This window comes from Jonesia quinghaiensis DSM 15701, assembly GCF_000423205.1.
GTDB classification, from domain to species: Bacteria; Actinomycetota; Actinomycetes; order Actinomycetales; family Cellulomonadaceae; genus Jonesia; species Jonesia quinghaiensis.
The window spans coordinates 440,977-465,935 of record NZ_AUHN01000006.1; the positions used below are offsets into that span (position 1 = coordinate 440,977).

The following is a 24,959-nucleotide window of genomic DNA, read 5'->3' on the forward strand; positions in this document are numbered from 1 at the left end:
CTTCCGACACACGATGAATAGTGTTGATAGGAACGGGCGTTCCACATAACGTTTCGGTAGCAGATCTTGACATATCTTTAACCCTCACGTTGAGGTTGAGGGTTTTGTCAAGAGTAAGGTTGACGGTCTACAGATCGAGAGGCACGGGCGTGACGACTCCCCAGAACTACCTAGCAGTTATCAAGGTGGTCGGCATCGGTGGTGGTGGTGTGAACGCCGTCAACCGAATGATCGAGGTTGGACTCAAAGGCGTTGAGTTCATCGCCATCAATACAGACGCGCAGGCACTTCTTATGTCTGACGCAGACGTCAAGCTTGACGTCGGACGCGAACTTACTCGTGGGCTCGGCGCTGGCGCCGACCCTGAAGTTGGGCGCAAAGCAGCAGAAGACCACGAGGACGAGATTGAAGATGTTCTGCGTGGAGCGGACATGGTGTTCGTGACAGCTGGTGAAGGCGGTGGAACAGGTACAGGTGGAGCGCCAGTTGTCGCTCGAATCGCCCGGTCACTGGGTGCGCTTACCGTCGGAGTGGTCACACGCCCCTTCTCTTTTGAAGGACGTCGGCGGGCTCTCCAAGCAGATTCAGGCATTGAAGCACTGCGTCAAGAAGTAGACACGCTTATTGTTATTCCAAATGACCGGCTCTTGTCGATGGCAGATCGCAGTGTCTCTGCTCTGGATGCATTCCACTCGGCTGACCAAGTGTTATTGTCTGGTGTCCAAGGAATCACGGACCTCATTACTACCCCTGGCCTGATCAACCTTGACTTTGCTGACGTTAAATCGGTGATGCAAGGAGCGGGTTCTGCGCTGATGGGGATTGGTTCGGCCAGGGGCGAAGATCGAGCGGTCCAAGCCGCTGAGTTGGCGATATCCTCGCCGTTGCTTGAGGCCTCGATTGATGGCGCCCATGGTGTGTTGATTTCTATCCAAGGTGGATCAGACCTTGGTCTTCAAGAAATTAATGAGGCGGCCCGTCTTGTTCAAGAGGCTGCTCACACTGAAGCCAACATCATCTTCGGTACGGTCATCGATGACGCTCTTGGCGACGAGGTGAGAGTTACTGTGATTGCGGCTGGTTTCGATGGGGGGAACCCTCAGCCTCGTAAAGATGGGTCCCATGGTGCTCAAAACCCTGTACCTCATCGGAGTGAACAGGGGCAACGGCGTGACGAGCCGGCTCCATTAACTGGCGGACTGCGGGCTCTCAATCGGCCAGTGGTCCCTCTCGATGAGCCACAAGAACCCCTGCCACCAGTCTTGAATGAACGTCACTATGGGATGCCTGCTTCAGAACAGCCGCAACCCCGGTTTATTCGATCTGCTCAGGATAGTTCTGCACACTCTCCTCATGAGACCCCGGCGCCTTCATTGGAAGTTCCCAGAATTTTCGATGAAGAACCTGTACGTACACGCCGTGTAGAGGACCTCGACGTACCCGACTTTTTGAAGTAAACAGGCGGTTTGTTGTGCAGGTCATTGATTTACCTTTTGGGCATCAGGGTTTTGTGACTGATGCCCAAGGGGGGCTATCAAAGTCGCCCTACGAGACATGGAATATTGCTCGTCACGTGGGCGATGACCCTGCCACAGTTCAGGGAAACATCGAACTTCTTGACCAGCGTGTAGGACGTCATGTTCTGTTTGCCGAGCAAGTTCATGGCAATGCAGTGGCAGTCGTTGAATGTGGGCCAGTAAGTCATGGTGTTGGGGCGAAACCTGTGGGTCAAGCTGATGCCCTTCTGACGAACTGTTACCACCAAGCAATAGCAATTGTTGTGGCGGATTGTGTTCCGATCATTGTGGTGGGAGATAACGGTTGGGCTGCCGCTGTTCATGCGGGTCGGCAAGGCCTCGAAGTGGGTGTTATTGAAGCCTCCGTTCACGCATTGCGTGACACGGGGGCTCAGCACGTTTTTGCTGTAGTTGGTCCGGCAATTTGTGGTGAGTGCTACGAAGTATCGCAGGATGTTGCTGATAGTTTCACTGCTTCGACAGGTCATGAAGCGCTGTCCCCCCGTGGGATCAACGCGCATCCACGGCTTGACCTTCGAGGAGCGGCAATTGCGCAACTCGAAAAGGCGGGGAGTGCAATCCTTGCATTCGATGAGCGTTGCACCTATGAATCCGATACGTTGTATTCGCATCGCCGCGCAACCCATGCCGGTCATGTGACAGGGCGTTTCGCGATGGGTGTTGCGTTGTGCCACGTGGATGATTCATGAAGATTGGCAAGAGCTGACCGCCTGATGTCGTCACGCGAACTGTCTCTTGAAAAGCGAGTGGGCGAACCTGAATCTTCTTCGGGCGTGTCGCACTCGTGGTCACGAGAAGCTGGGTTAGCGTAAACCTACACTGACCGCGATGTAGTACTAGTCCCCATAGGCGAAATCGCATATTGGGTGTAACGGTTCTTGTGAGATAGGAGTGAGGCGATGGCGGGAGCGCTACGCAAGACGATGGAGTACCTTGGCATCGCGGAGCAAAACAACGACCTCGACGCCGAGTACGACGACTACGTTGACGAGTACGACGAGGTTGAGGAATCCGCAATGGACACCTTTGACGCGCAAGTCACTCCGATCAGCAGAGCAATGGCTCAGCGAGAAGAGGAAGCGGCAGTGCATCATTCACTACCACGCATCACCACAGTGCACCCACGGTCGTATAACGATGCGCGTGTCATTGGTGAAGCGTTCAGAAGTGGAACGCCGGTGATCATCAACCTATCTGACATGGATGAGTCTGATGCCAAGCGGCTCGTTGACTTTTCTTCTGGTCTGATCTTCGGTCTCAATGGAAGTATTGAGCGGGTGACTGCTAAGGTATTTCTCTTGTCGCCGCAGAATGTGGAGATCGCAGCAAACGGCTCCGATGCGCGTGACGGATCCCGCCAGAGTTTCTACAACCAGAGTTGAGACGTGAACTTAATTTTCAGCATCCTGGCACTTGTGCTGTGGCTGTATCTCATAGCCCTTGTCGCCCGGGCCATTCTCGGATGGGTGCAGGTGTTTGCACGTGACTGGCGGCCACGGGGTGCAGTCCTCGTTGTCGCCGAGGGGGTCTACACCATTACCGACCCCCCGCTCAAAGCCTTGTCGCGGCTGATCCCTCCACTGCGGATCGGAAATATGGCACTCGATATCGGGTTCATGATCCTGTTTATCGTGGTTGCTTTCCTTGCTCAATTGTTTGGTTTCTTGGCCGTGGTGCCACGGTGACCCAACACATGAGCGGGTGGAATTCCCCGACGTGACATGACTTACTGATCGCGTCATGGACGCAAACTACTAAACTAAGATGTCGAGCTGGTTGTCCCTATCGATCTGCGATAAAGACTTCTGCCAGCGCACCAACGAGATGGAGACTACGGTGGCCCTGCTAACACCAGACGAAGTCCTGAACAAAAAGTTCCAGGTAACCAAGTTCCGTGAAGGCTACGACATGGTCGAGGTCGATGACTTCCTCGACCTCGTTCTCGGGACTCTTCGCGCTGTCTACGTGGAGACTGATGAGGCGAAAGCCCGTGCCGAAGAAGCTGAAGCACGTGTTGCTGAGTTGAGCCGAGAACTTGCCGAGGTGAAGTCGCAGCCAGCAGGCGCCGCCGCACCGGCACCAGCGCCCACATCAATCGAATCGCGTATTGATGACGCCGCCACAGACGCTAATGGTGCGCCACGTGAGCCAGAAATGGCTACGGGGATCATCCAAATGGCTCAGAAACTTCACGATGACCACGTTCGTGCTGGTCAAGAAGAAGCGGAACGTTTGGTAGGCGAAGCTCGAGAAGAAGGAACGCGAATTGTTCGCGAAGCCGAAGATCTCTCGAAGCGCACATTGGCTCAACTTGAGCAGGAACGTGGCTCGTTGGAGACAAAGATCGATGAACTACGTACCTTCGAACGAGATTACCGCCTGCGTTTGAAGTCCTACCTGCAGAACCTTCTTGGTGATCTCGACCAACGAGGCAGCGGAGTGGGTGGCAGTTCAACGTCAATCTGACGTCAACGCTTTCACCGGCGCACATTTCACCCGCCATCTTTGGGTTGGCGTGGGAGTGTGCGCCGGTTTTATATGGTTAGATTCCGCTATTGCTCCGTCTGAAAGGTTGACAATGGGATCAGGTAACACTACCGGTGCGGACGTCACGCAGCGTTTCTCTCACCTTGACGCGTCTAGCGTTCCGGTACGGCCTGGCGAGGAGCCTTGGGCTCCCGCAGAGTTGATGGCGGTAGCCCAGGCGCTTCTCGACGAAGATGCGCGCTTACGTCAAGAAATTGAAGCTGCTCACGCTGACCTGACTGAGTTCTTGAGGAACTCAGGCGAAGGATCTGGTGATGATCAGGCTGATTACGGTTCATCAGCTCTGGAACGAGAACAAGAACTGACCTTAGTAAACAACACTCGCGACCTTCTGGAACAAAACCAGCGGGCAATCTCTCGGCTTGATGCAGGGACATATGGTGTGTGTGAGACGTGCGGTGAGCCGGTCGGTAAAGCACGCCTAGAAGCGTTCCCACGTGCAACCCTATGTGTCGCATGCAAGCAGCGTGAAGAGCGTCGCTGAAGGACGTCCTCAATTGGGAGCGGGGCAGTGAGCGTGCGAAGATATCTGTGATGACACACTCTGACAACGCCACACCGCCGCTGGGACTAACCCGCTCCCTCCTCATAATGCTTCCTACCGCATTAGTTATCACCGCTGCTGATCAACTCACTAAGCAGTGGGCTCTCAACGAGCTGGTTGAAAATGCACCAGCCCGTGAGTTCATTGGTGAGTTCATTCAACTGCGCTTGATTTTTAATCCCGGCGCTGCCTTTTCCTTTGCAAGTGGCATGACCTGGATCCTCACGCTGGTTTCAGCCGCGGTCATTGTCTATATCGCCGTTATGAGCCGTAAACTCACCTCGAAACTCTGGGCGATCACTCTAGCGATGCTGCTGGGCGGTGCACTGGGGAACCTCATCGACCGATTGTTCCGTGACCCTGGGTTCCCCACCGGTCACGTCGTCGATTTCCTTGACTACGGGCCATTTGTGGGGAACGTTGCTGACATTTTTATTGTCGGAGCGGCGATCTTACTTGCAGTTCTCAGTATCTTCGGTGTCCCCGCCTTTGTGGACAATGAGTCATTGACCGATGGTGACGAGGAGAGCCGTGAGGATGATCAACAATCCGTGCAGCTTTCCGAGGGTGTTGTGACGGACCAAGATCCAGAATCTGATAACGGTTCTGTTCGTCCATCATGACGCGAGAACATCGAAGTTTCCCTGTTCCTGACGGTCTCGTTGGACAACGTGTAGATGCAGCCTTGTCGCGAATGCTTGGTCTGTCGCGTACGGTTGTTGCGCAACTGGCTGATGATGGCGATATCACCATTGATGGTCGCCCAGTGCAGAAGGGTGACCGCATTTCCCCGTCAGTCACCTTGGATGTCACTCTTCCTGACCCCGAACGTACATCAGGTCTGGAAGTAGTTGAGCAACCAGTTCCGGGGATGGACATTGTTTATGACGATGAGCACATAGTTGTGGTGGACAAACCTGTTGGGGTAGCAGCTCACCCAGCGGTCGGGTGGTCTGGACCGACGGTTGTCGGCGCTTTGGCGGCAGCGGGCTATCGCATCTCAACATCAGGTGCGGCAGAAAGACAAGGCATCGTTCACCGACTCGATGCGGGCACGAGCGGACTGATGGTCGTTGCGAAATCTGAAATTGCCTATTCACGCATGAAGCGTGCTTTCAAAGAACGCACGGTTGAAAAGGTGTATCACACCGTGGTTCAGGGTCACCCAGAACCAACTCGGGGAACCATTGATGCGCCTATCGGCAGGCACCCTAAATCAGAGTTTAAGTTTGCCGTTATTCAAGACGGTAAGCGATCTGTGACTCACTACGAGGTCGTTGAGATGCTGCCATCTGCTTCTCTGGTCACCGTGCACCTCGAAACTGGACGCACGCACCAAATTCGGGTGCATTTTTCAGCAATGAGACACCCCTGCGTGGGGGACTTAATGTACGGTGCTGACCCAGTGCTCGCGCGGCGCACCAACCTCACCCGTCAATGGTTGCATGCTGTCGAGTTATCTTTTGAGCATCCAGCCTCGGGGGAGTGGTTTTCTGTTGCCAGTAAGTACCCAAGCGATCTTGACCATGCACTTTCGGTATTGAGGGGTGAGTACGAGTGACTGACTTACAGCTGCCTACGGTGAATGACCTGCAGATTGTGCGGGTGGGGTCTGCTGAGGAACTTGCGCTAGCTTTCCACGTTCGCTGTGAAGTTTTCGTCGACGAGCAGGCGGTGCCACTCGAGGAAGAAATCGATGCCCTCGACACTGCTGATTCAACCGTCCATGTGCTTGCGCTTTCAGGTACTGCGCCTGATGCGGTGACGGTGTGGGGGACTGCTCGGCTACTTCTTGATGCTCCAGGGCATGTGCACATCGGACGCGTTGCTGTTCGTCACGCTGCTCGCGGTTTGGGTGTTGGACGCAAAGTAATGGAAGCATTAGAACACATCGCACTCGATGAGTACTCTGCTCATGGTGCTGTTGTCGTTGAGCTTTCTGCTCAAGAGCGAGCAATGGGGTTTTACGAAGCATTGGGGTACCGCACCTTTGAGGATCGGCGGTATCTCGATTGTGATATCTGGCATCGTGATATGCGTAAACGGCTTGTCCATGCCCCTTCGCATCAGGTGTGAGATGCCCCTGAGCGGAGATGAGCAGGTTGCTTCCTCTCGGGCATTAGACTGCAGTTATGGCTTCATCGTCTGCTGATTTTGTTCACCTTCACGTCCACACTGAATACTCGATGCTTGACGGGGCGGCTCGTCTTGATGACTTATTCGCTGAAACGTCCCGATTGGGCCAGCATTCCATAGCCACCACTGACCACGGGTACATATTCGGTGCATTCGACTTCTGGTCGAAAGCTAAAGCTGCTGGTGTCAAGCCAATTCTTGGTGTTGAAGCCTACGTCACACCTGGAACATCGCGTTTCGATCAGACACGAAAACTATGGGGTGATCAATCCCAGCGATCCGATGATGTTTCTGCGCGTGGTGCATACACCCACCTAACGATGTGGGCGCGTGACAATGTTGGGTTGAACAACCTCTTCCGGATGAGTTCCTTAGCCTCGTTGGAAGGTCAGATGGGCAAGTGGCCACGGATGGACCGTGAGCTCTTGCAGAATTACTCCCAAGGCATGATCGCTTCTACAGGGTGTCCGTCAAGTGAGGTTCAAACTCGTCTTCGATTGGGGCAGTTTGATGAAGCGCTGAAAGCGGCGGGAGAACTCCAAGACATTTTCGGCAAAGAGAACCTCTACGTCGAACTGATGGACCATGGGTTGGACATCGAGAACCGCGTGCGTTCAGAACTACTGGAAATCGCACGGAAAATCGATGCTCCACTCGTTGCCACCAACGATTCGCACTATGTGCGCCGCGAAGACTCCGCGTCGCAAGAGGCTCTATTGTGTATCAACTCAGGGTCAACGTTGCTTGACCCTGACCGCTTCAAATTCGATGGCGATGGGTACTACATCAAATCCGCCGCGGAAATGCGCGATCTGTGGCGTGACTTCCCTGAGGCATGTGACAACACCCTCCTCATCGCAGAGCAGTGTGACGTTTCGTTCAACACCTCAGCAAACTACATGCCACGGTACCCATGCCCCCCGGGTGAAGACGAAACTTCCTGGTTCATTAAAGAGGTCGAGAAAGGACTGCACTACAGGTACCCGCAAGGGATTTCTGATGCAGTTCGCAAACAGGCGAACTTTGAGATCGATGTCATTACCAAGATGGGTTTTCCTGGGTACTTCTTGGTTGTTGCTGACTTCATTAACTGGGCAAAGGATAACGGCATCCGTGTGGGACCAGGGCGCGGTTCTGGCGCAGGGTCCATGGCTGCGTATGCCATGCGTATCACTGACCTTGACCCTCTGCGTCACGGCTTGATTTTTGAGCGGTTCTTGAACCCTGACCGTGTCTCGATGCCTGACTTCGATGTCGACTTCGACGAGCGCCGACGAGGCGAAGTTATTCGCTATGTTTCAGATAAATACGGTGAAGACCGCGTAGCGCAAATTGTCACCTACGGAACCATTAAAGCAAAGCAAGCTTTAAAAGACTCAGCCCGGTTGTTGGGAATGCCATACGCGATGGGGGAGAAGCTCACCAAAGCGATGCCTCCTGCCATCATGGGTAAAGATATTTCCCTCACAGGAATCTTTAACCCACAGGACAAGCGCTACCACGAAGCTGAAGAGTTCCGGCAAGTTCACGCGGGGGACCCAGACGCTCAGCGTGTCGTTGACTTGGCGAAAGGTATCGAGGGGCTGAAACGTCAGTGGGGTGTGCACGCAGCAGGCGTGATCATGTCCTCCGACCCGTTGATCGATATCATTCCTATCATGCGCCGCCTCCAGGATGGCGCGGTCATCACACAGTTTGATTACCCCACCTGTGAAGGGCTGGGGCTCATCAAAATGGACTTTTTGGGGCTCCGAAATCTCACAATCCTTGATGATGCACTCGACAACATCGTGCAAAACAATAAAGCACCTGTTGTGTTGGAAGACCTTGAACTCGATGACCGGAAAACCTATGAGCTTTTGGGGCGTGGAGATACCTTAGGGGTTTTCCAACTTGATGGTGGAGGCATGCGATCACTGTTGCGCCTCATGAGGCCCGACAACTTCGAAGACATTTCGGCAGTGGGTGCACTGTATCGGCCAGGTCCGATGGGCGCGAACTCGCACACCAACTATGCGTTACGTAAAAACGGCACTCAAGCAGTCACTCCTATCCATCCAGAACTCGAAGAGGCACTTGAGGACATTCTGGGAAACACGTACGGACTGATCGTTTACCAAGAGCAAGTTATGGCTATCGCACAGAAACTTGCTGGCTATAGTCTCGGTCAAGCAGACATTCTGCGCCGTGCGATGGGTAAGAAGAAGAAGTCTGAGCTGGACAAACAGTTTGAGTACTTCTCCCAAGGGATGATCGACCGCGGCTACTCCATGAAGGCGGTCAAAACACTATGGGACATTCTCCTTCCGTTCTCGGACTACGCCTTCAACAAGGCGCACTCCGCGGCTTACGGAGTTGTCTCTTATTGGACGGCTTACCTCAAGGCCAACTACCCGACCGAGTACATGGCTGCGTTGCTGACGTCGGTGAAAGACGACAAAGACAAGTCAGCGCTCTACCTCAATGAATGTCGCCGCATGGGCATCACTGTTCTGCCACCCGATGTCAACTCCTCGCTGTCCAACTTCGCGGCTGTTGGTAAAGACATACGGTTCGGATTGAATGCCGTGCGCAACGTCGGGACGCACGTTGTTGAAGCGATTGTGGCTGCTCGTGAGGAGAAGGGGGAGTACATTTCGTTCACTGATTTCCTCGATAAAGTGCCAGCAGTTGTGTGTAACAAGCGAACCATTGAATCGCTCATCAAAGCCGGTGCCTTTGATTCCCTCAACCACCCGCGCAAAGCTCTCCACCTTGTTCACGAGCAGGCTGTGGACTCTGTGATTTCGGTGAAGAGAAAGGAAGCGGAAGGCCAATTTGACCTTTTTGCTGAATTTAACGACAGCGACGAAGAGGGTATGTCATTCTCTGTGGATGTGCCCGACCTGCCAGACTGGGACAAGAAGCAACTTCTTGCGTTCGAGCGCGAAATGTTGGGTCTCTACGTCTCCGATCACCCACTGTCGGGGATCGAACATGTCTTAACTCAATCCTCTGACTTAGCGATCGCAAACCTACTCGGTGACGAAGCGCGACCCGATGGATCGTTCGTCACGATCGCTGGCCTGGTAACTTCCGTGCAGCGCAAGATGTCAAAGCAAGGAAACCCGTGGGCTGCGGCGACTGTTGAAGACCTCGACGGTTCTATCGATGTCATGTTTTTCGGTGAGAGTTATCTTGCGTATTCCGCGATCCTTGCGGAGGACCAAGTGGTCGTTGTCAAAGGTCGCATCCGACGTCGGGATGATTCGATGTCGCTGCAAGCTGCTGAAGTGACACTTCCTGACCTGACCGTTAGTGATGAAGCGCCACTGGTGATTACTATCCCGGCTTCCCGTTGTATCGAACCTGTGGTCGAACGTCTCAGTGAGACGTTAAAAACACACCCAGGTAAATCTGAAGTGCGGATGCGAGTGACAATGCCAGGAAAAGTCACTGTTCTTCGCCTTGACGATGCTCACAGGGTCGACAAAAACCCCGCGTTATCTGGAGAACTCAAGGCTCTACTCGGTGCGGGGTGCTTGGGTTAACCCATAGACTGGTTCGGTGTTTCACCTAACCCCAGAGCAGCTTGTCTTTGTCACTGAACGCCACCTAGCAACCTTGACGACCCTTCGTTCCGACGGCACGCCACACGTGGTCCCCGTTGCGTTCACGTGGGACCCTGAACAGGGAGTTGCGAGGATCACCACGAAAAAAACGTCGGTGAAAGCTCGCAATGCCATGCGTGACGGCGCGCCACAGCGTGCCGCTTTGTGCCAGGTTGACGGTGGGCGCTGGATGACCCTAGAGGGGGTTATCACCCTCAGTGAAGACCGCGCTGAAATTGATGATGCTGTTGCTCGGTATGCCCGTCGTTACCGGCAGCTCGGTGAGAACCCTCAGCGCGTGGTGCTACGTGTCACTGTTGATCGAGTGATGTCATCTGCGTACATGTCTCGCTGAGGCTGTCTGGCCAGGTGCCTGATGGTGCGCAGCCAAGGGAGACTTCGCTGCGCACCAGCTGTGGGTTATAGCTGGCTGGTTTTGCTGGTCACGACACGTGCTGTGTGGCGACCGTGGGGGAGATCGACCTCGACCACGTCACCGTGATGTAGTTGGCGGCCGCGTCGAACTTCTTGCTCTCCATTGACGCTCACCTCGCCGGCTTCAAGCAGTTCGCGGGCCTGAGCGCCTGATTCTGCAAGTGAGGCTAGTTTGAGGAATTGCCCTAGGCGGATCATGTCATCGGTGATCGAGATGTCGGGGGTGCTCATGGGTGCTCCTTGCATGGGTGGCCTAGCGCCAGTGTTCGGGGTGTCTTGTCTCAGACCATAGTGCCATGTTGTGAGAGTGCCGTGGGTGGTGGTTTCTGTGACACAGGGCGCCATGCATGTCAGGTGTTTGGGCCGGTAGACTAAACCTTGTGATGACGAGACTTGACCTTCGTGGCCGCCAGCTCACGGCACGTGAGCTTCTGGATGTTCTTCCGCGCGCTGATGTATCTGTTGATGATGCCGCGCACATCGTTGAACCGCTGCTTGCAGGTGTTCGTGAGCGTGGTGCTGCGCATCTTCGTGAGCTCAGTGAACGTTTTGATGGGGTGCGTCCTCATCACCTCCGTGTACCCCAAGAAGCCATGTCGCAGGCTCTTGCGACCTTGGATCCCGATGTGCGAGCAGGGCTTGAAGAGGCGATTGTCCGTGTGCGCACCGTGCACGCAGCTCAACGTCCGGCTGACTTTCGCGTCGAGCTTGCGCCAGGCGCTGTCGTGCGTCAGCGGTGGGTCCCTGTAGCCAGGGTGGGTTTATACGTTCCCGGGGGTCTAGCTGTCTACCCGTCATCTGTTGTGATGAATGTTGTTGCTGCTCAAGAGGCGGGGGTGCCTTCACTTGCGGTAGCTTCCCCTCCTCAAGCTGACAATGCGGGGCTTCCACACCCGACGATTTTGGCAGCCTGCGCTCTGCTAGATATTGATGAGGTTTATGCAGTCGGTGGAGCTGGCGCTATCGGCATGTTTGCTTTTGGTGCACGCGGTGATGAGCCACAGGATGGCGAGTGGTTGTGTGAACCCGTCAATGTGATTACAGGCCCAGGGAACGTGTATGTGGCAGCAGCCAAGCGACTCGTTCGTGGACATGTGGGTATTGATGCTGAGGCTGGCCCCACGGAAATTGCAATCCTCGCAGATGACAGCGCACAGGTCGATCACGTGGTCACTGACTTGATTAGTCAGGCAGAGCACGATCCAAACGCAGGGTCAGTGTTGGTGACAGACAGTGTTGCTTTGGCCGATGCTGTTGCGCAGCGTATCGTCACAGCAGCGGGACAGACCAAGCACGTTGAACGTGTTGCGACTGCGCTGAGTGGGCCCCAGTCTGCCATTGTTGTGGTGGATGATCTTGAACAGGGACTCCGGGTTGTTGACGCCTACGGTGCTGAACACTTGGAAATTCACACCCGTGATGCATCGGCGATGGCTGATCGGGTCACCAATGCTGGAGCCATTTTTGTTGGGCCATATTCCCCTGTTGCTTTGGGTGATTACATGGCGGGTTCTAACCACGTTCTGCCAACGGGTGGGTGCGCTGCTTTCGCTTCAGGGCTTGGTGTCCACTCATTCATTAAAGCCGTTCAGGTGATTGAGTATTCACACGATGCATTGAGCGAGTTGGAGAAGAAAATCGTTGCGTTGGCTGATGCTGAGGACCTCCCAGCTCACGGCGAAGCGGTTTCTGCGCGTTTCGCCACGTGAAAGACCACCTGTGAACTCTCATGTCGTATTAGCATGTGCATATGACTGAAGAGTTTGTGAGGCATCAGGTGGGCGGCCGTGTCACTGCTACGATGGTCGCCCGCCATGCCGGTGTCTCGGTGGCGACGGTTTCCTTGGTTGTGAACGGAAAACACCGGGGGAGAGTGTCGCCTGCCAATGTTGCGAAGGTTCGCCAGTCCATTGCCGAGCTGGGCTATGTTGTGGACCGGGTGGCCAGTTCATTGTCTAAGGGGTCCAGTGACCTCGTTATTCTTATTTCTCCTGATATTTCAAACCCCTTTTTCGCTGGGGTGATTGCAGGTATTAAGCAAGTCTTGGGGAAGCGCTACCAGTTGCTGGTTTCTGTCACTGATGATGGGAATTTGCCGCAAGCGCAAGAAGTTAGGGCATCGCTGGAGTTTAGACCTGCTGCGCTTCTGGTTTTCGCCCCGGCGGAAACTTTTGTAGATGCGGTGAGAGGGCACGCTCCGATGGTTCTGATTGATGCCCCTGGTATGGAACATTTGGCACCGACGATCAATATTGACATTGAGGCATCTGCACGGGCCTTGGGGGAGCACCTGACGAGCCTTGGGCACAGAACTTTCGGGTATTTGGACTCTCGCACAGGGTCTCGAACCTTCCAAATGCGCCGTGATGCACTGATGGACCAAATCAGTGGTAGTGGTGGTCACGAATCGATTAGCGAGGTTGCTACATCGATTGTGTCCTATGAGGCGGCGGGGGAAGCTTTCACGCAGGCTTGGCCTCAGTGGTCGCGAGATGGCGTCACGAGCGTCATTTGTGCCACTGACATTCAGGCATATGGCGTGATCGGCGCGGCGCGCTCGTTGGGCTTGGCGATTCCAGGCGACTTGTCTGTCGCATCGTTCGATAACTTGTCCTACTCAGCTATTTCTTCGCCGAGTTTGACCTCGGTTGAACTGCCTTCAGTTGAATTGGGGCGATCCGCTGCGTCTGTGGCTTTGGCGTTGATTGATGGAGAGGCCGTCAGTGTCTCTCACGAAGTTTTTGCAGGTCAACTTCACGTGCGTGAGTCCACTGCGGCGCTGACAACCTCGTAGGTTGTCAGCGCTAGTTCTCACGATGCCCACCGTGTTTGAGGCGCCTGATGTTGCTTCACCCGTGGTGGGCGAGAACAAAAGGATAGACCGCAGCAGCGCCATGTTGTGTGAGCGCTTGAGCGACAATTGCGAGAGTCCAACCGCTTTGCGTGTAGTCGTCGACAAGGAGCACCTTTTTACCGGGGAGTTGAGCAAGGACGGCATCGTCGAGTTCACTGCGGATTCTCGCGTTAACTGATGTAAGGCGTGTTGCGGAGTTAACATCGTGGCGGTCTGGCTCTGGGGTGCGTGGTCCGAAGGTACCAACTAGTGGTTTTCCCAAGTATTTTGCCAGCCCGGTTGCCAAGTGATAGGTCAGTTGGGGGCGGGTTGCTGAACGGATGGCGACAACGCCGTCAATATGTTGGCCGATGCCCCACTCACTGATTACAGCAACTGCGGCGTGCCGCAGAGGGATTGGCATTTCTTGGTCAGGGCCATCGATCATGTCGCGCAGTGTTGTTGCCCAGGTGAGCGCATCTGTTCGTGCTACTGCTCTACCAGGTTGAGCTCGTTGCGCTTCAGGGATTTTCCCTGACACAGCGATTGGGTGGTCGCTTAAGCCGTGTGGCCACATTTTTCGCGGCTCAATGACAATGCCGCTTGTTGTTGACGTATCAGTGACGGCGGCACGTGTTTCATCACGCGCCCGTGTGGGCAGCGACATTGCGCCACAGTTGTCACACCGGCCGCAGCGGTCCTGCGCCGATACTGTGGGGTCGTCGAGCCGAAGCCTGAGATAAGTTGACCGGCACTGGGAGGTCGTTAAATAGTCCACCATGTGGCGTTGCTCGCTGTCGCGGGCCGCTTTGATCCGTTCGTAGCGTTCTTTGTCGTATTCCCAGGGCTCACCGGTTCCTCGCCAACCGCCTCGCACTCGGGCAACGGCCCCATCGACGTCGAGCACTTTGAGCATGAGTTCGAGCCGAGAACGCTTAATTTCTGTGCGCGCTTCTAGGGCTGCCAGGGATAGTGCAGTGTCGTTGGTGGTGTCGTTGTTCAAGACATCTAGCACTGTGCGGACAGTGTCTTCGTCGGGGAATGAGAGCGAAGCGAAGTAGTCCCAGATTTTTCGGTCTTCCGCGGCTGCCAGCAGAATAGCGGACGCTTTATCAACACCACGCCCTGCACGGCCAACATGTTGGTAGTACCCAACAGGGGAGTCTGGGGACCCAAAGTGGATGACAAAGCGAAGGTCGGGTTTATCGAACCCCATTCCCAACGCAGATGTTGCAACGAGGGCTTTGAGTTCATTGTTTCGCAACTGGTTTTCTAGATGCTCACGTTCTTCCGTGGGGGTTTGACCACTGTATGCCGCGACAGGTATCCCCGCGTCACTCAGGTACTTGGTCAGTTCGCTGGCTGCCGCGACGGTCAGGGTGTAAATGATGCCCGACCCTTGGAAACTTGATAAAGCATCGATAACCCAGGCGATCCGCTCAGCGGTGTTCGGCAGTGTCACCACGGCCAGGTGCAGGCTTTCTCGTTCTAAACTCCCACGGAGAACGGTCACCTCACCGTTGTGGTGTGCACCTAACTGCGCAGCGACATCCACGGTGACACGCTCATTGGCAGTGGCTGTTGTTGCTAGTACTGGAGTGTTTTCTGGTAGTTGCGTGAGAAGGTCTTTGATACGCCGGTAGTCAGGGCGGAAGTCGTGACCCCAATCTGAGATACAGTGCGCCTCATCGATGACGAGTAGTCCTGCGACATCAGCCAGTTGCGGAAGAACAGTCTCAACAAACTGCGGGTTGTTGAGCCGCTCCGGGGAAATCAGCAGAACGTCAACCTCGCCATTGGCGATGCTTTCCTCAATATCTGACCAGTCATGGCTGTTTGACGAGTTCATCGTCACTGCGCGAAGGCCTGCCCCCTCGGCAGCCCTGATCTGATCGCGCATCAGCGCAAGAAGAGGGGAAATAATGACCGTCGGGCCGTTCCCTTGTTCACGCAGTAAGGCAGTAGCCACAAAGTAAACTGCAGATTTTCCCCAACCGGTGCGTTGAACCACGAGAACACGTTGGGCATCAACAACGAGCCGTTCGATTGCTTCCCACTGGTCAGCCCGAAATTCAGCGTCTTGTCGACCAGTGAGTTGACGAAGAACCTCCTGGGCGCGTTCCCCCAGAGCGTCCGCTGCCTCAGAGGCAACGACGGCGTCTTCGACAGTTTCGTTCACAGCGCTACCGGACACGCTGATAGGAGTATCTTCAACGACAGATACATCAAGAGGGATTTCAGTTCCCACCGGGCCGCGGGCGGCCACAGTGGACGTGTCAGCATGACTTGGTGTGTCTTGAGTGGCAAGGGCCCGCGCGTCAACCGAGGACACACCCCAAGCAGCGCTTTCCACTACCGGACGAGGAGTAGTACGTTCCTGAGCGAGGCGCGCTAACTTATCCATGTCTGGCATTGACGGAAAACGTTTTGGACCTTTCGCTGCCACCGGTCCGAGTATCGCCGTTTCCTGCGGGGTCTCCTCCGCGGAGACGTGCTCAGAAGTGTCGTCTGGTTGAGGAGCAGAGGCGGCGTCAGGTGACAGTGTCATAGTGCCAGCCTATCGGCCTCCTTGCGCCTACAGGCATCCTCCACAACCACGATGATGTGATGTGTGCCATGAGCAAGTTTTACCTGTGTGGAGGCAACGACATAGTGTTCGCCACGTAACATCTACCAATGCTCGGACACTGCAGAGCTGGCCCCCAGCAACGAACTAGACTGTGTACCGTGACAACATCAGAGCCCCGCGGCGCATCGACAACCCCACCCGACACTATTGCTCTGCCAATCAGACCAGGGCTACGTGGAGAGACACCGTACGGTGCCCCGCAACTCGATGTTCCACATCTTTTGAACACCAATGAAAACCCCTACGAACCACCTGCCATTGTTGTGGCAGAAATCGCTGATCGGGTCACCGCCGCAGCAACCGGTTTAAACCGCTACCCCGACCGCGAATTCACTGAATTACGGCACGCGCTTGCACACTACTTGCGCCACGAATCGCACGCAGAAGTTGACGAACGCAACATATGGGCAGCTAACGGCTCCAACGAAGTGATGCTGCACATCCTTCAAGCGTTTGGCGGCCCAGGTCGTACCGCAATGACTTTCACACCCACCTATGCGATGTACAGCGAATACGCTCGCGATACGTTGACTGACGTTGTAGCAATCCCACGGGGCGACGATTTCAGCATCGACCTTGACGCCGCCCACCAAGCCATCAAAGACATCCAACCGTCCGTCATATTCCTCACCAGCCCCAATAACCCCACTGGCACAGCCTTGCGCCGTGAAGAGATCGCATCCATCGCCCATGCTGCGGCGGACGTAGATATCGACGGCGCACCAGCCATCGTTGTTGTTGACGAGGCATATGCTGAATTTCGACGAGAAGGAACCCCATCTGCGGTGCAACTACTCCCGCAGTTTCCCCACCTCGTCGTGACACGGACGATGTCAAAAGCGTTCGCGCTCGCCGGAGCCCGCCTCGGCTACATGGCAGCACACCCGCAACTTATCGATGCCCTACGCATCGTGCGCCTGCCGTACCACCTATCAGCAGTAACTCAAGCCGTTGCCTGCGCGGCACTTAACCACGCTGATCTGCTTCAACAGCAAGTAGCCCAACTGCGCGATGACCGTGATGCATTGGTAGACTGGCTGCGCTCGCAGACATATCACGGGCGACCATTAACAGTTGCTCAATCTGACGCGAACTTCATCTTCTTTGGTTTGTTTGACGATCGAGACGATCTATGGCGGAGACTCCTTCAACACGGTGTACTCATCCGACAGAGCGGCCCAGCAGGCTGGCTACGAGTCACCGTTGGAACCCCGCAGGAGATCAAAGCATTCACCACAGCCCTGAAAAAGGAGTTAGAACAGTGACAGAGCAGGGTCCACGGACAGCGCGCGTTGAGCGCGCGACATCGGAGTCCAGTGTGGTTGTTGAACTCAACCTTGACGGTCGAGGCGAGACATCGATCAACACCACTGTGCCCTTTTTTGATCACATGTTGACAGCTTTGGGTAAGCACTCGCTTATCGACCTGACGGTAACCGCACATGGTGACACACACATTGATGCTCACCACACGGTGGAAGATACAGCCATCGTGTTGGGAGAAGCGTTGCGGATTGCGCTGGGAAACAAAGCAGGTATTTCACGTTTTGGTGATGCGATGGTCCCCCTTGACGAAGCGCTCGCCCAAGCTGTGGTTGATGTCTCGGGCCGCCCTTACCTCGTGCACAGCGGTGAACCAGACGGCCAGGAGTATCACCTCATTGGTGGACACTTCACAGGCTCACTCACCCGCCACGTTTTAGAGTCCATTGCCCACCATGCTGGTATATGCATTCACATGCGTGTGCTTGCTGGACGCGACCCACACCACATCGTTGAAGCGCAGTTCAAGGCGCTAGCTCGCGCACTTCGTTTCGCCATTGCCACTGATGACCGGGTGTCCGGCATCCCATCCACGAAAGGTGCCTTGTGACTCAGGAAGCACCCCCTGTGACAGTTCTCCTGACCCAAGTAGCAACCGCAGAAGCGTTAGCTGCTGCCTGCGCAATGTCTGGAATGAAGGTGTGGGCCGTTGAGTCACCCATTGGTGCCTATGCCGTGACGCAGCCGCGCCAAGATGGCCAACAACTCGCTGCAAGCCTGACGGCACTAGCGAAACAGGCGCCAGCTATCCTCATCACCAACGCGCAAGGTCACATGACCGCTGAGCAGTGGGAAGGGGGCCAAAAAATCGGTACCCTTCCGCCCGCGCTTGTTCTTGATGGTGCCCCGCACGAGCTTGAGGACTTGCTTCTAGGCCAGGTCGACGTGGCTACGCTAGACGGCGTTGTGGACGCCGCGAAAATTTCCCGGTTCAAAGCGATGCGTATGCTCGCTAAATCGGCTCGACAGTACAAGGCTGACCCCTCATGAGTGCTCCACACGTCTGTGTTTTGGATTACGGCTTCGGAAACGTGCGATCAGCTGTGCGCGCGTTAGAACATGTTGGAGCTCGAGTAGACCTCACTGCTGATCCGCGCATAGCTGCACAAGCCGATGGGCTCGTTGTTCCTGGTGTTGGCGCGTTTGCCGCTGTCATGGAAGGGCTTCGCGCGGTGCGCGGGGACCAAATTATTGAACGTCGGCTTGCTGGAAATCGACCAGTTCTCGGTATCTGCGTTGGTATGCAAATCATGTTTGATGAAGGCGTAGAGCACGGTGTTCGAACCGCCGGTTTGTCCCAGTGGCCCGGGGTTGTTGAGCGACTCGATGCCCCTGTTGTCCCTCACATGGGATGGAACACCGTTGATGTTCCATCACAATCCACACTGTTCAAAGGCATAGAAGACGAACGTTTTTATTTCGTTCACTCATACGGAGCTCAGACCTTTACGTTGGGACAAGACGAGCCAGAAGACACCATCTTCACTCCACCTGCCGTCACCTGGTCAACCCACGGCAACCCATTTGTGGCCGCTGTGGAAAACGGACCTCTCACTGCCACCCAATTCCACCCCGAGAAATCGGCAGATGCTGGAGCCCAGTTACTCACTAACTGGCTGACCACACTGACCTGATCCTGCACCCACAGAAGGTACAACATGTCTACACGTCTTGAATTGCTCCCTGCCGTTGACGTTGCCGATGCGCAGGCTGTGCGTCTCGTACAAGGCGAGGCTGGCTCTGAAACATCCTATGGTGATCCTTTGTCCGCAGCGCTCGATTGGCAAGCGGGCGGGGCTGAGTGGCTCCACCTCGTTGACCTCGATGCCGCATTTGGCAGAGGATCAAATGCTGGCCTTTTGCGCTCAGTCATTGACCAACTGTCAATCAAAGTGGAGTTGTCCGGCGGGATTCGTGATGATGAATCACTGCTGCGGGCACTGTCGACGGGCTGCACACGTGTGAACCTGGGAACAGCAGCTCTTGAACAACCCGAATGGACTGCTCGGGTCATTCAGGAACACGGCGACCGTATTGCTGTTGGCCTTGATGTGCGCGGCACAACGCTTGCCGCCCGAGGATGGACTGAAGATGGCGGAGATCTTTGGGAAGTCTTAGAGCGTCTCAATGCAGTTGGGTGCTCCCGTTTTGTTGTCACTGACGTGACGAAAGATGGCACGTTGCGTGGCCCGAACCTTGATCTTCTCCGGGAGGTGTGTTCGCGTACCGATGCGCCTGTTGTCGCATCAGGTGGAATCTCCTCGTTGGAGGATATTGCTGCTCTTCGTGACCTTGTTTCCGTGGGTGTGGAAGGCGCCATCGTGGGTAAGGCGCTTTATGCAGGGGCGTTCACACTACCTCAGGCTCTTGATGTTGCTGGTCGTCCATGACAGGCCGCGAGCTTCCACCAGGATCTTCCTTTTCCGGCGATGATGGCTCAGCTGACCCCGTTTTGCTTGAGGCACTTCGCAGTGCCAGAGAAGATGATGACAACATTGTCGGCGTCGTTGCTGCGCTCAGTTCTACGCGTGTCCTGATACCTATTCTTGCGTCGCTGGATGCGGAGGGTTTCACTGAAGATGGGCATAAGTTCGACAAGGAAGCATCTGCGGGGGTGGTGGCATTGGAGGCGCCAGACGGGCGCCGAGCTTTGCCGGTATTCACATCCGTTGAGGCGATGTCACGTTGGCGTTCTGATGCGCGCCCTGTGCCTGTTGAAGCACGTCGTGCTGCATTATCAGCAGTTTCCGAGGACTGGGCACTGTTGATTATTGATCCGGGAAGCGATCACCAATGCCAGATCCCTAGGACCGCTGTGTGGGCTATCGCGCAGGGTAAGCAGTGGGAACCTGCTGTGCGCGATGGTCGCGTAGCGGGGGACATCGAAGGAGAAATCCAACGATTAGTTGCCCCACTGGACCATGTGCTTGGAGCGAGGGCTTTGCCGGGTAATACTGCTGAAGTCGCGGTAGCGCTCATCATCGATTCTGGTTTGGCCCAGGCTGGCCTGCGTTATGTGTTGGGTACTGTCAACACAGCATTAGCTAGCAGTGAGATTATTGCCCACCGTGTCGATTCTCTGGAGTTACGAGTCTCGGCTGGGCACCAGCGCTAGCGGGCGAAGACTACTCACACGTTGGCTCACCTTGGTTGATGAAGTCAGTGGGGGATTCAAGTAGCGTTCTCAATACTGAAACGGGGATAAAGAACGTTTTGCCAGAGCTCGACTTGGCATAGACGACACCGACAACTTGTCCCGACTCATTGAGAACTGCAGAACCAGAACTTCCCGGCTCCACTTCAGCGTCTGCGACAGCAACTTTCCCAAGGTTCTCATTGAGCGGGTCATCTGTGTATTCCAGGACAGTTCCTGAGGTAAGGGTAAGTTCCCCTCCACCGGGGTAGCCGATGATTGAGACGATGTCATCCACTTTCGGGTCCGCAGTTGCAAGAACCGGAAACGCATCGAGGGCGTCGGTTGTTCGAACGATTGCCAGGTCGGCGATGCTTGCTGCTTCCGCGCCGGTCACCGCGATATCGCGACCGTCGGAAGTGGACAGTTGAAGTTCGTTTGTTCCTTCAATGACGTGTTTGTTGGTGACTAGTGTGGTCGAATCGATAGCGAAACCTGTCCCACGAGTCACCGCTGCGCATCCTACGTTCCGCACACGCACAGTCATGCGTTGAGCTTCAGAAAATCCGTACTTGGTAATACCACCTTCGGATTCTGGAACAAATGTCACGGTGGGAACGTATGTGCCAGGTACTTCGGGGGGGCTTTCAGGCAGGGTAGAGCAACCAAAAAGGCTCAGGCTTAGGAGCCCTACAACAATGTGTCGACTCGTGATGCGGCGGAACTTCATGATTCTAGGTCCTCAACCAATGTGGTGTACCGCTCCGTCGCGCCCTGGCACGTTTCTTCTGCGACCTCAGAGGCTTTAGTCAGCTTGTTTTGTTCTTCTTGGAGCGATTCATCGAGTTGTGCGAGGACTTCAGAGTCCTGATCTTTAGATGGTTTTGATCGCTCGGTCAGCAGGTCATTTTGCGTGCTTTGTATGGAACTCACCGCGTTCAATACCCGAGTTTGGCGAGTGACGCAGGATGCAAGATCAGAGGAGACGCCGAGGGCTTCTGTTGCGATGGCGGCGGTGTCTTCGGCGAGGAGCCGTTGCGTCTCTCTGTCGTCACCGACAAGAGCTTTCTCCGAGGCGAGTTCGGTGATCCTGCTTTGAGCAGTGCTCAGTTGTTCTTGTGCAGCATCCAGTTGGTTCTCTGCACTACTTAATTCTGATTCGAGTTGAGCGATTTCAACGCCCATTGTATGGGCGTGAGCATTAACTTCTTTTCCATAGACAGACCACTGATTTGCCAAGTAGATGACGTAAGCAAGGGCACTGGCTAGCACGATAATGATGATCGCCGAGGTTATTGGCCACACAAGGCGCTTTTTTGTGGGGGCTGGTGCGTGTTTTTTTAAAGGTTCCGAGGTAGCGTCTGCTGCTGTCCCTGACCGGGAAGAAGCGACATGTGATGACGTGTGCGTCCCGGGCGGAAATGATGGGGGAGGAGTGTCGGTCAACTCACGTACCCCGTAAATTTTTCTCCGGGGCCTTCCCCAGGTGCGTCTGGGATGACGGACGCTTCACGGAATGCCAGTTGTAAGGAACGCAAACCATCGCGCAGTGATCGTGCGTGTTGATTTCCGATGTCACTAGCAGACGCAGTAACAAGCCCAGCCAGTGCTGTAATGAGCTTTCGTGCCTCGTCGAGGTCTTTGAGGTCCTCTCCCTCAGAAGCCAGGCCACATTTCACGGCGGCTGCACTCATAAGATGCACTGCAGCGGTGTTGATGATTTCGACGGCTTGAACCTCTGCGATGTCCCGTGCCTCGTCGAGCACCTCGTTGGGCTGGGACGCAGGTTGTTGAGAAGTCATGGTGACTATTCTTCCCTACCAGTGCCTGTCCTGTGTACCACTGCAGTGAGGCAGGCGAAGAAACAACGACAATCTTTGCGCAATATTTACATTGCTCTGTGCCAGTCAGCATTCCACCGGCTGGCACAGAGCAATGAATTGTCTTAACTATGCGCTAACGCGTTCGCGTAGTGAAGCTCCAAGTGTTGCGTCTACTGACGACCAGTACACAAAGAAGCGTTCTTTCACCTCAGGTCGAGTGATTGAATTACCTTGACCGGTGAGGGTGTCCAGCAATCGAGCTCGCTGGTCATCGGTGAATACTTCGCGGTACAACGTACCTGCTTGACCAAAGTCATCGTCTTGCTCACGCAGTGTGTACGCGGCACGGATAAGTGCGCCGTCCGTTTCCCAGTTCACTTCGCCAGCTGCGTCCTCATCAGCCGCAGGGTAGTCCAGTGAGTTGGTGTTGTGGACAGGGACCTCGTAGTCGTTCGAGGTGTACCGCATCTGGCCTTCATGCTGGTAGTTGAAAACCTCGCCAGCGTGGGGTTGGTTGACGGGGAGCTGGTTGTAGTTAGCTCCGATCCTGTAGCGCTGAGCATCTGGGTAGGCGAACATGCGTCCCATGAGCATCTTGTCGGGGGAGATGCCGGTGCCTGGAACCAGGTTTGACGGTGAGAAAGCTGCTTGTTCGATGTCCTGGAAAAAGTTACGTGGGTTGCGGTTGAGCGTCAGTTCCCCAACCTTGATCCGTGGGTAGTCGGAGAAGGACCAAATTTTGGTGAGATCAAAGGGGTTAAACCGGTAGGTCTTCGCGTCCTCGTAGGGCATCACCTGGACGTACATGTCCCACACAGGGTGTTCACCACGGTCAATTGCTTCAAACAAATCGCGACGGTATGCGTCTGCGTCACTTCCTGCAAGAAGTTCAGCTTCTTCATTTGTGATTGATTCAACGCCTTGTCGTGAAACAAAGTGGTATTTCACCCAGAACTGTTCACCTGCTGCGTTGGCCCACGAGAATGTGTGCGAACCGTACCCATTCATGTGACGCCACGATTTAGGCAGACCGCGGTCCCCCATGAGGTAGGTGACTTGGTGTGCGGATTCGGGCGATAGTGTCCAGAAGTCCCACTGCATATCTGAGTCGCGCAGGCCTTTGCCGTTGCGCTTTTGTGAGTGGATGAAGTCCGGGAACTTGATTGCATCGCGGATAAAGAACACTGGAGTGTTGTTTCCAACGATGTCAAAGTTTCCCTCTTCGGTGTAGTAGCGAAGGGAGAATCCGCGAACGTCGCGCCAGGTGTCGGGTGAGCCTTGTTCCCCAGCAACTGATGAGAAGCGAAGAAGAGTTTCTGTTTGTGTACCAGGTTGGAATACGGCAGCTTTGGTGAAGCGTGAGACGTCTTCTGTAACGGTGAAAACACCAAATGCGCCACCACCTTTGGCGTGCGGGTTTCGCTCGGGCACACGCTCGCGGTTGAAAGCGGCGAGCTTCTCTACAAGGAACCGGTCGTGGAGGGCTGTAATGCCATCTGGTCCGGTTGTTAAGGAGTGTTGCGAACTGGCGATTGGTGAACCGTTTTGGGCTGTCGTTGGTTTATCTGTCATGGGGACTTCCTGTTCCGTATTGGTCAAGGTCACGATGACCTCTTGATGGGTAGCAGGGTGAACGATGTGAAGCTCGTGGGGCGCTCCGCTGGGTGCGCTGATACTCGGTGGTTTCTAGTCCATCACAGTTGCTGCTTGGGTGCTGCGGCAACGCGGACATGTTCCCCAGAAAGTGACCTCGGCTAAGTCAATGTCGTAGCCGTGATCGTCAGTGGGGGTCAAACAAGGAGAATGCCCTACCGTGCAATCGATGTCTTCGACTGATCCGCATGTCCGGCAGACAAGATGATGATGGTTGTCGCCTACGCGCATCTCATAGCGGGCGGGGTGGCCCGCTGGTTCGATGCGATTCATCAGACCCCGGGTCGCGAAGGTGTTCAGCGCATCATAAATTGTCTGTACGGATGCAGTGCCGATGTGTCGGCGCACGTGGGAGAGGACCGTCTCGCTATCAGCGTGAGGGGTATGGGTCACAGCGTCGAGCACGGCTAGTCGGGTTGCGGTGACCCGCAGCCCGTGTGACCGGAGGAGTTGCTCGTGTGCTGTGTCCATGTTGTCAGTCAACCACCTATTCTGGAATTATTCAAGATAACGATTCATTCAAGAAAATGAACCTGTGGTAGCTGGTGGAGGTGAGTGTGGCGCTGTGATGAACATCGCGGTGCCGCGGGTGTGGATTTGGGCCACTAGGGGCTAAATCCCCGACCTCCTGTGCTACTGTGGTGGAAACCGACCTCATCGCGTCAGTGTGTGAGGTTCACAAGTGGTTCGCCCACCTGAGTTTCGCCAGGATTTCCTGAGCAGAGGCCAGGTCAACAGGTTCCCGGTCTATCGACATCTCGGTCGGTTTATCGGA

Annotated in this window: 26 protein-coding genes; 19 read left to right on the plus strand and 7 right to left on the minus strand. The window is 55.1% G+C overall.

Annotated features, from left to right (window positions below):
- Positions 1–149: 149 nt before the first annotated feature.
- The 11 genes from ftsZ to G538_RS0107585 all read left to right on the plus strand — a co-directional run bounded on the left by ftsZ (position 150) and on the right by G538_RS0107585 (position 10,710).
- Positions 150–1,457: a cell division protein FtsZ gene (gene ftsZ / locus G538_RS0107535; protein ID WP_029068839.1), complete on the plus strand. Its 1,308-nt coding sequence runs from the start codon at positions 150–152 to the stop codon at positions 1,455–1,457.
- Between the two features lie 14 nt (positions 1,458–1,471).
- Complete coding sequence (locus tag G538_RS15695) at positions 1,472–2,227, plus strand: purine nucleoside phosphorylase YfiH/LACC1 family protein (protein WP_084618191.1); 756 nt, start codon at positions 1,472–1,474, stop codon at positions 2,225–2,227.
- Positions 2,228–2,437: 210 nt separating this feature from the next.
- Positions 2,438–2,920, plus strand: coding sequence for a cell division protein SepF (locus G538_RS0107545; protein WP_029068840.1), 483 nt, complete (start codon positions 2,438–2,440; stop codon positions 2,918–2,920).
- 3 nt (positions 2,921–2,923) lie between these two features.
- Positions 2,924–3,223 carry a YggT family protein gene (locus G538_RS0107550; protein WP_029068841.1) on the plus strand — a complete coding sequence of 100 codons (300 nt, stop codon included), beginning with the start codon at positions 2,924–2,926 and terminating at the stop codon, positions 3,221–3,223.
- A gap of 151 nt (positions 3,224–3,374) precedes the next feature.
- Positions 3,375–4,004 (plus strand): DivIVA domain-containing protein, encoded by a 630-nt coding sequence (locus tag G538_RS0107555; protein ID WP_029068842.1) that lies wholly within the window; start codon positions 3,375–3,377, stop codon positions 4,002–4,004.
- A gap of 112 nt (positions 4,005–4,116) precedes the next feature.
- Positions 4,117–4,569, plus strand: coding sequence for a TraR/DksA family transcriptional regulator (locus tag G538_RS0107560; protein ID WP_029068843.1), 453 nt, complete (start codon positions 4,117–4,119; stop codon positions 4,567–4,569).
- A gap of 50 nt (positions 4,570–4,619) precedes the next feature.
- Positions 4,620–5,252 carry a signal peptidase II gene (gene lspA / locus G538_RS15700; protein ID WP_084618193.1) on the plus strand — a complete coding sequence of 211 codons (633 nt, stop codon included), beginning with the start codon at positions 4,620–4,622 and terminating at the stop codon, positions 5,250–5,252.
- On the plus strand, positions 5,249–6,190 hold the full coding sequence (locus tag G538_RS0107570) for an RluA family pseudouridine synthase (protein ID WP_029068844.1): 942 nt from the start codon (positions 5,249–5,251) through the stop codon (positions 6,188–6,190). Before lspA ends, G538_RS0107570 begins: the two co-directional genes overlap by 4 nt.
- Positions 6,187–6,705 (plus strand): GNAT family N-acetyltransferase, encoded by a 519-nt coding sequence (locus tag G538_RS0107575; protein WP_157544356.1) that lies wholly within the window; start codon positions 6,187–6,189, stop codon positions 6,703–6,705. Before G538_RS0107570 ends, G538_RS0107575 begins: the two co-directional genes overlap by 4 nt.
- A gap of 56 nt (positions 6,706–6,761) precedes the next feature.
- Positions 6,762–10,295, plus strand: a complete 3,534-nt coding sequence (gene dnaE, locus G538_RS0107580; protein WP_029068846.1) for a DNA polymerase III subunit alpha — start codon at positions 6,762–6,764, stop codon at positions 10,293–10,295.
- A 16-nt stretch (positions 10,296–10,311) separates the two neighbouring features.
- Positions 10,312–10,710: a pyridoxamine 5'-phosphate oxidase family protein gene (locus G538_RS0107585; RefSeq protein ID WP_029068847.1), complete on the plus strand. Its 399-nt coding sequence runs from the start codon at positions 10,312–10,314 to the stop codon at positions 10,708–10,710.
- 65 nt (positions 10,711–10,775) lie between these two features.
- On the opposite strand, the gene G538_RS0107590 is transcribed toward G538_RS0107585, so the two are convergent.
- A complete protein-coding gene (locus G538_RS0107590) occupies positions 10,776–11,021 on the minus strand; it encodes an RNA-binding S4 domain-containing protein (protein ID WP_029068848.1) in 246 nt (81 codons plus the stop codon).
- Between the two features lie 149 nt (positions 11,022–11,170).
- Between G538_RS0107590 and hisD the strand changes: the two genes are divergently transcribed.
- Together hisD and G538_RS15705 are read left to right on the plus strand one after the other, a co-directional pair.
- Positions 11,171–12,499: a histidinol dehydrogenase gene (gene hisD / locus G538_RS0107595; RefSeq protein WP_029068849.1), complete on the plus strand. Its 1,329-nt coding sequence runs from the start codon at positions 11,171–11,173 to the stop codon at positions 12,497–12,499.
- A gap of 41 nt (positions 12,500–12,540) precedes the next feature.
- Positions 12,541–13,584: a LacI family DNA-binding transcriptional regulator gene (locus tag G538_RS15705; RefSeq protein WP_157544358.1), complete on the plus strand. Its 1,044-nt coding sequence runs from the start codon at positions 12,541–12,543 to the stop codon at positions 13,582–13,584.
- Between the two features lie 55 nt (positions 13,585–13,639).
- Here G538_RS15705 and G538_RS0107605 read toward each other — a convergent pair whose 3' ends face one another.
- On the minus strand, positions 13,640–16,171 hold the full coding sequence (locus G538_RS0107605) for a RecQ family ATP-dependent DNA helicase (RefSeq protein ID WP_245566820.1): 2,532 nt from the start codon (positions 16,169–16,171) through the stop codon (positions 13,640–13,642).
- A 179-nt stretch (positions 16,172–16,350) separates the two neighbouring features.
- Between G538_RS0107605 and G538_RS0107610 the strand changes: the two genes are divergently transcribed.
- The 6 genes from G538_RS0107610 to G538_RS0107635 are packed head-to-tail and all read left to right on the plus strand — an operon-like array spanning position 16,351 to position 20,690.
- On the plus strand, positions 16,351–17,517 hold the full coding sequence (locus tag G538_RS0107610) for a histidinol-phosphate transaminase (RefSeq protein WP_245566821.1): 1,167 nt from the start codon (positions 16,351–16,353) through the stop codon (positions 17,515–17,517).
- Positions 17,514–18,125: an imidazoleglycerol-phosphate dehydratase HisB gene (gene hisB / locus G538_RS0107615; protein ID WP_029068852.1), complete on the plus strand. Its 612-nt coding sequence runs from the start codon at positions 17,514–17,516 to the stop codon at positions 18,123–18,125. The genes G538_RS0107610 and hisB overlap by 4 nt, the downstream gene beginning before the upstream one ends.
- The gene (locus G538_RS15710) at positions 18,122–18,565 is read left to right on the plus strand and encodes a hypothetical protein (protein WP_051196714.1); all 444 of its coding nucleotides are present in this window, start codon (positions 18,122–18,124) and stop codon (positions 18,563–18,565) included. The genes hisB and G538_RS15710 overlap by 4 nt, the downstream gene beginning before the upstream one ends.
- Positions 18,562–19,209: an imidazole glycerol phosphate synthase subunit HisH gene (gene hisH / locus G538_RS0107625; protein WP_029068853.1), complete on the plus strand. Its 648-nt coding sequence runs from the start codon at positions 18,562–18,564 to the stop codon at positions 19,207–19,209. The genes G538_RS15710 and hisH overlap by 4 nt, the downstream gene beginning before the upstream one ends.
- A gap of 24 nt (positions 19,210–19,233) precedes the next feature.
- Positions 19,234–19,965, plus strand: coding sequence for a bifunctional 1-(5-phosphoribosyl)-5-((5-phosphoribosylamino)methylideneamino)imidazole-4-carboxamide isomerase/phosphoribosylanthranilate isomerase PriA (gene priA, locus G538_RS0107630; RefSeq protein WP_029068854.1), 732 nt, complete (start codon positions 19,234–19,236; stop codon positions 19,963–19,965).
- Entirely contained in the window at positions 19,962–20,690 is a 729-nt protein-coding gene (locus G538_RS0107635) for an SseB family protein (protein ID WP_029068855.1), read from the plus strand. The genes priA and G538_RS0107635 overlap by 4 nt, the downstream gene beginning before the upstream one ends.
- A 10-nt stretch (positions 20,691–20,700) precedes the next feature.
- Here G538_RS0107635 and G538_RS0107640 read toward each other — a convergent pair whose 3' ends face one another.
- The 5 genes from G538_RS0107640 to G538_RS0107660 form a co-directional block, all read right to left on the minus strand.
- On the minus strand, positions 20,701–21,318 hold the full coding sequence (locus G538_RS0107640) for a S1 family peptidase (RefSeq protein ID WP_245566822.1): 618 nt from the start codon (positions 21,316–21,318) through the stop codon (positions 20,701–20,703).
- A gap of 116 nt (positions 21,319–21,434) precedes the next feature.
- Positions 21,435–22,013, minus strand: a complete 579-nt coding sequence (locus G538_RS17325) for a hypothetical protein (protein WP_157544360.1) — start codon at positions 22,011–22,013, stop codon at positions 21,435–21,437.
- Between the two features lie 137 nt (positions 22,014–22,150).
- A complete protein-coding gene (locus G538_RS0107650) occupies positions 22,151–22,510 on the minus strand; it encodes a DUF1844 domain-containing protein (RefSeq protein WP_029068857.1) in 360 nt (119 codons plus the stop codon).
- Between the two features lie 147 nt (positions 22,511–22,657).
- Positions 22,658–24,103 carry a catalase gene (locus tag G538_RS0107655; protein WP_029068858.1) on the minus strand — a complete coding sequence of 482 codons (1,446 nt, stop codon included), beginning with the start codon at positions 24,101–24,103 and terminating at the stop codon, positions 22,658–22,660.
- Positions 24,104–24,217: 114 nt separating this feature from the next.
- Positions 24,218–24,655 carry a Fur family transcriptional regulator gene (locus G538_RS0107660; protein ID WP_029068859.1) on the minus strand — a complete coding sequence of 146 codons (438 nt, stop codon included), beginning with the start codon at positions 24,653–24,655 and terminating at the stop codon, positions 24,218–24,220.
- Positions 24,656–24,959 lie beyond the last annotated feature (304 nt).

Bases quoted from the DNA above. Each gene is read 5' to 3' on its own strand.
- G538_RS0107545 (WP_029068840.1), top strand. From the start codon at position 2,438: ATGGCGGGAGCGCTACGCAAGACGATGGAGTACCTTGGCATCGCGGAG.
- G538_RS0107650 (WP_029068857.1), bottom strand. From the start codon at position 22,510: ATGACTTCTCAACAACCTGCGTCCCAGCCCAACGAGGTGCTCGACGAG.
- G538_RS0107660 (WP_029068859.1), bottom strand. From the start codon at position 24,655: ATGGACACAGCACACGAGCAACTCCTCCGGTCACACGGGCTGCGGGTC.
- G538_RS0107570 (WP_029068844.1), top strand. From the start codon at position 5,249: ATGACGCGAGAACATCGAAGTTTCCCTGTTCCTGACGGTCTCGTTGGA.
- G538_RS0107590 (WP_029068848.1), bottom strand. From the start codon at position 11,021: ATGAGCACCCCCGACATCTCGATCACCGATGACATGATCCGCCTAGGG.
- hisH (WP_029068853.1), top strand. From the start codon at position 18,562: ATGAGTGCTCCACACGTCTGTGTTTTGGATTACGGCTTCGGAAACGTG.
- G538_RS0107655 (WP_029068858.1), bottom strand. From the start codon at position 24,103: ATGACAGATAAACCAACGACAGCCCAAAACGGTTCACCAATCGCCAGT.
- G538_RS15705 (WP_157544358.1), top strand. From the start codon at position 12,541: ATGACTGAAGAGTTTGTGAGGCATCAGGTGGGCGGCCGTGTCACTGCT.
- G538_RS0107635 (WP_029068855.1), top strand. From the start codon at position 19,962: ATGACAGGCCGCGAGCTTCCACCAGGATCTTCCTTTTCCGGCGATGAT.
- priA (WP_029068854.1), top strand. From the start codon at position 19,234: ATGTCTACACGTCTTGAATTGCTCCCTGCCGTTGACGTTGCCGATGCG.
- dnaE (WP_029068846.1), top strand. From the start codon at position 6,762: ATGGCTTCATCGTCTGCTGATTTTGTTCACCTTCACGTCCACACTGAA.
- G538_RS0107560 (WP_029068843.1), top strand. From the start codon at position 4,117: ATGGGATCAGGTAACACTACCGGTGCGGACGTCACGCAGCGTTTCTCT.
- G538_RS0107605 (WP_245566820.1), bottom strand. From the start codon at position 16,171: ATGACACTGTCACCTGACGCCGCCTCTGCTCCTCAACCAGACGACACT.
- lspA (WP_084618193.1), top strand. From the start codon at position 4,620: ATGACACACTCTGACAACGCCACACCGCCGCTGGGACTAACCCGCTCC.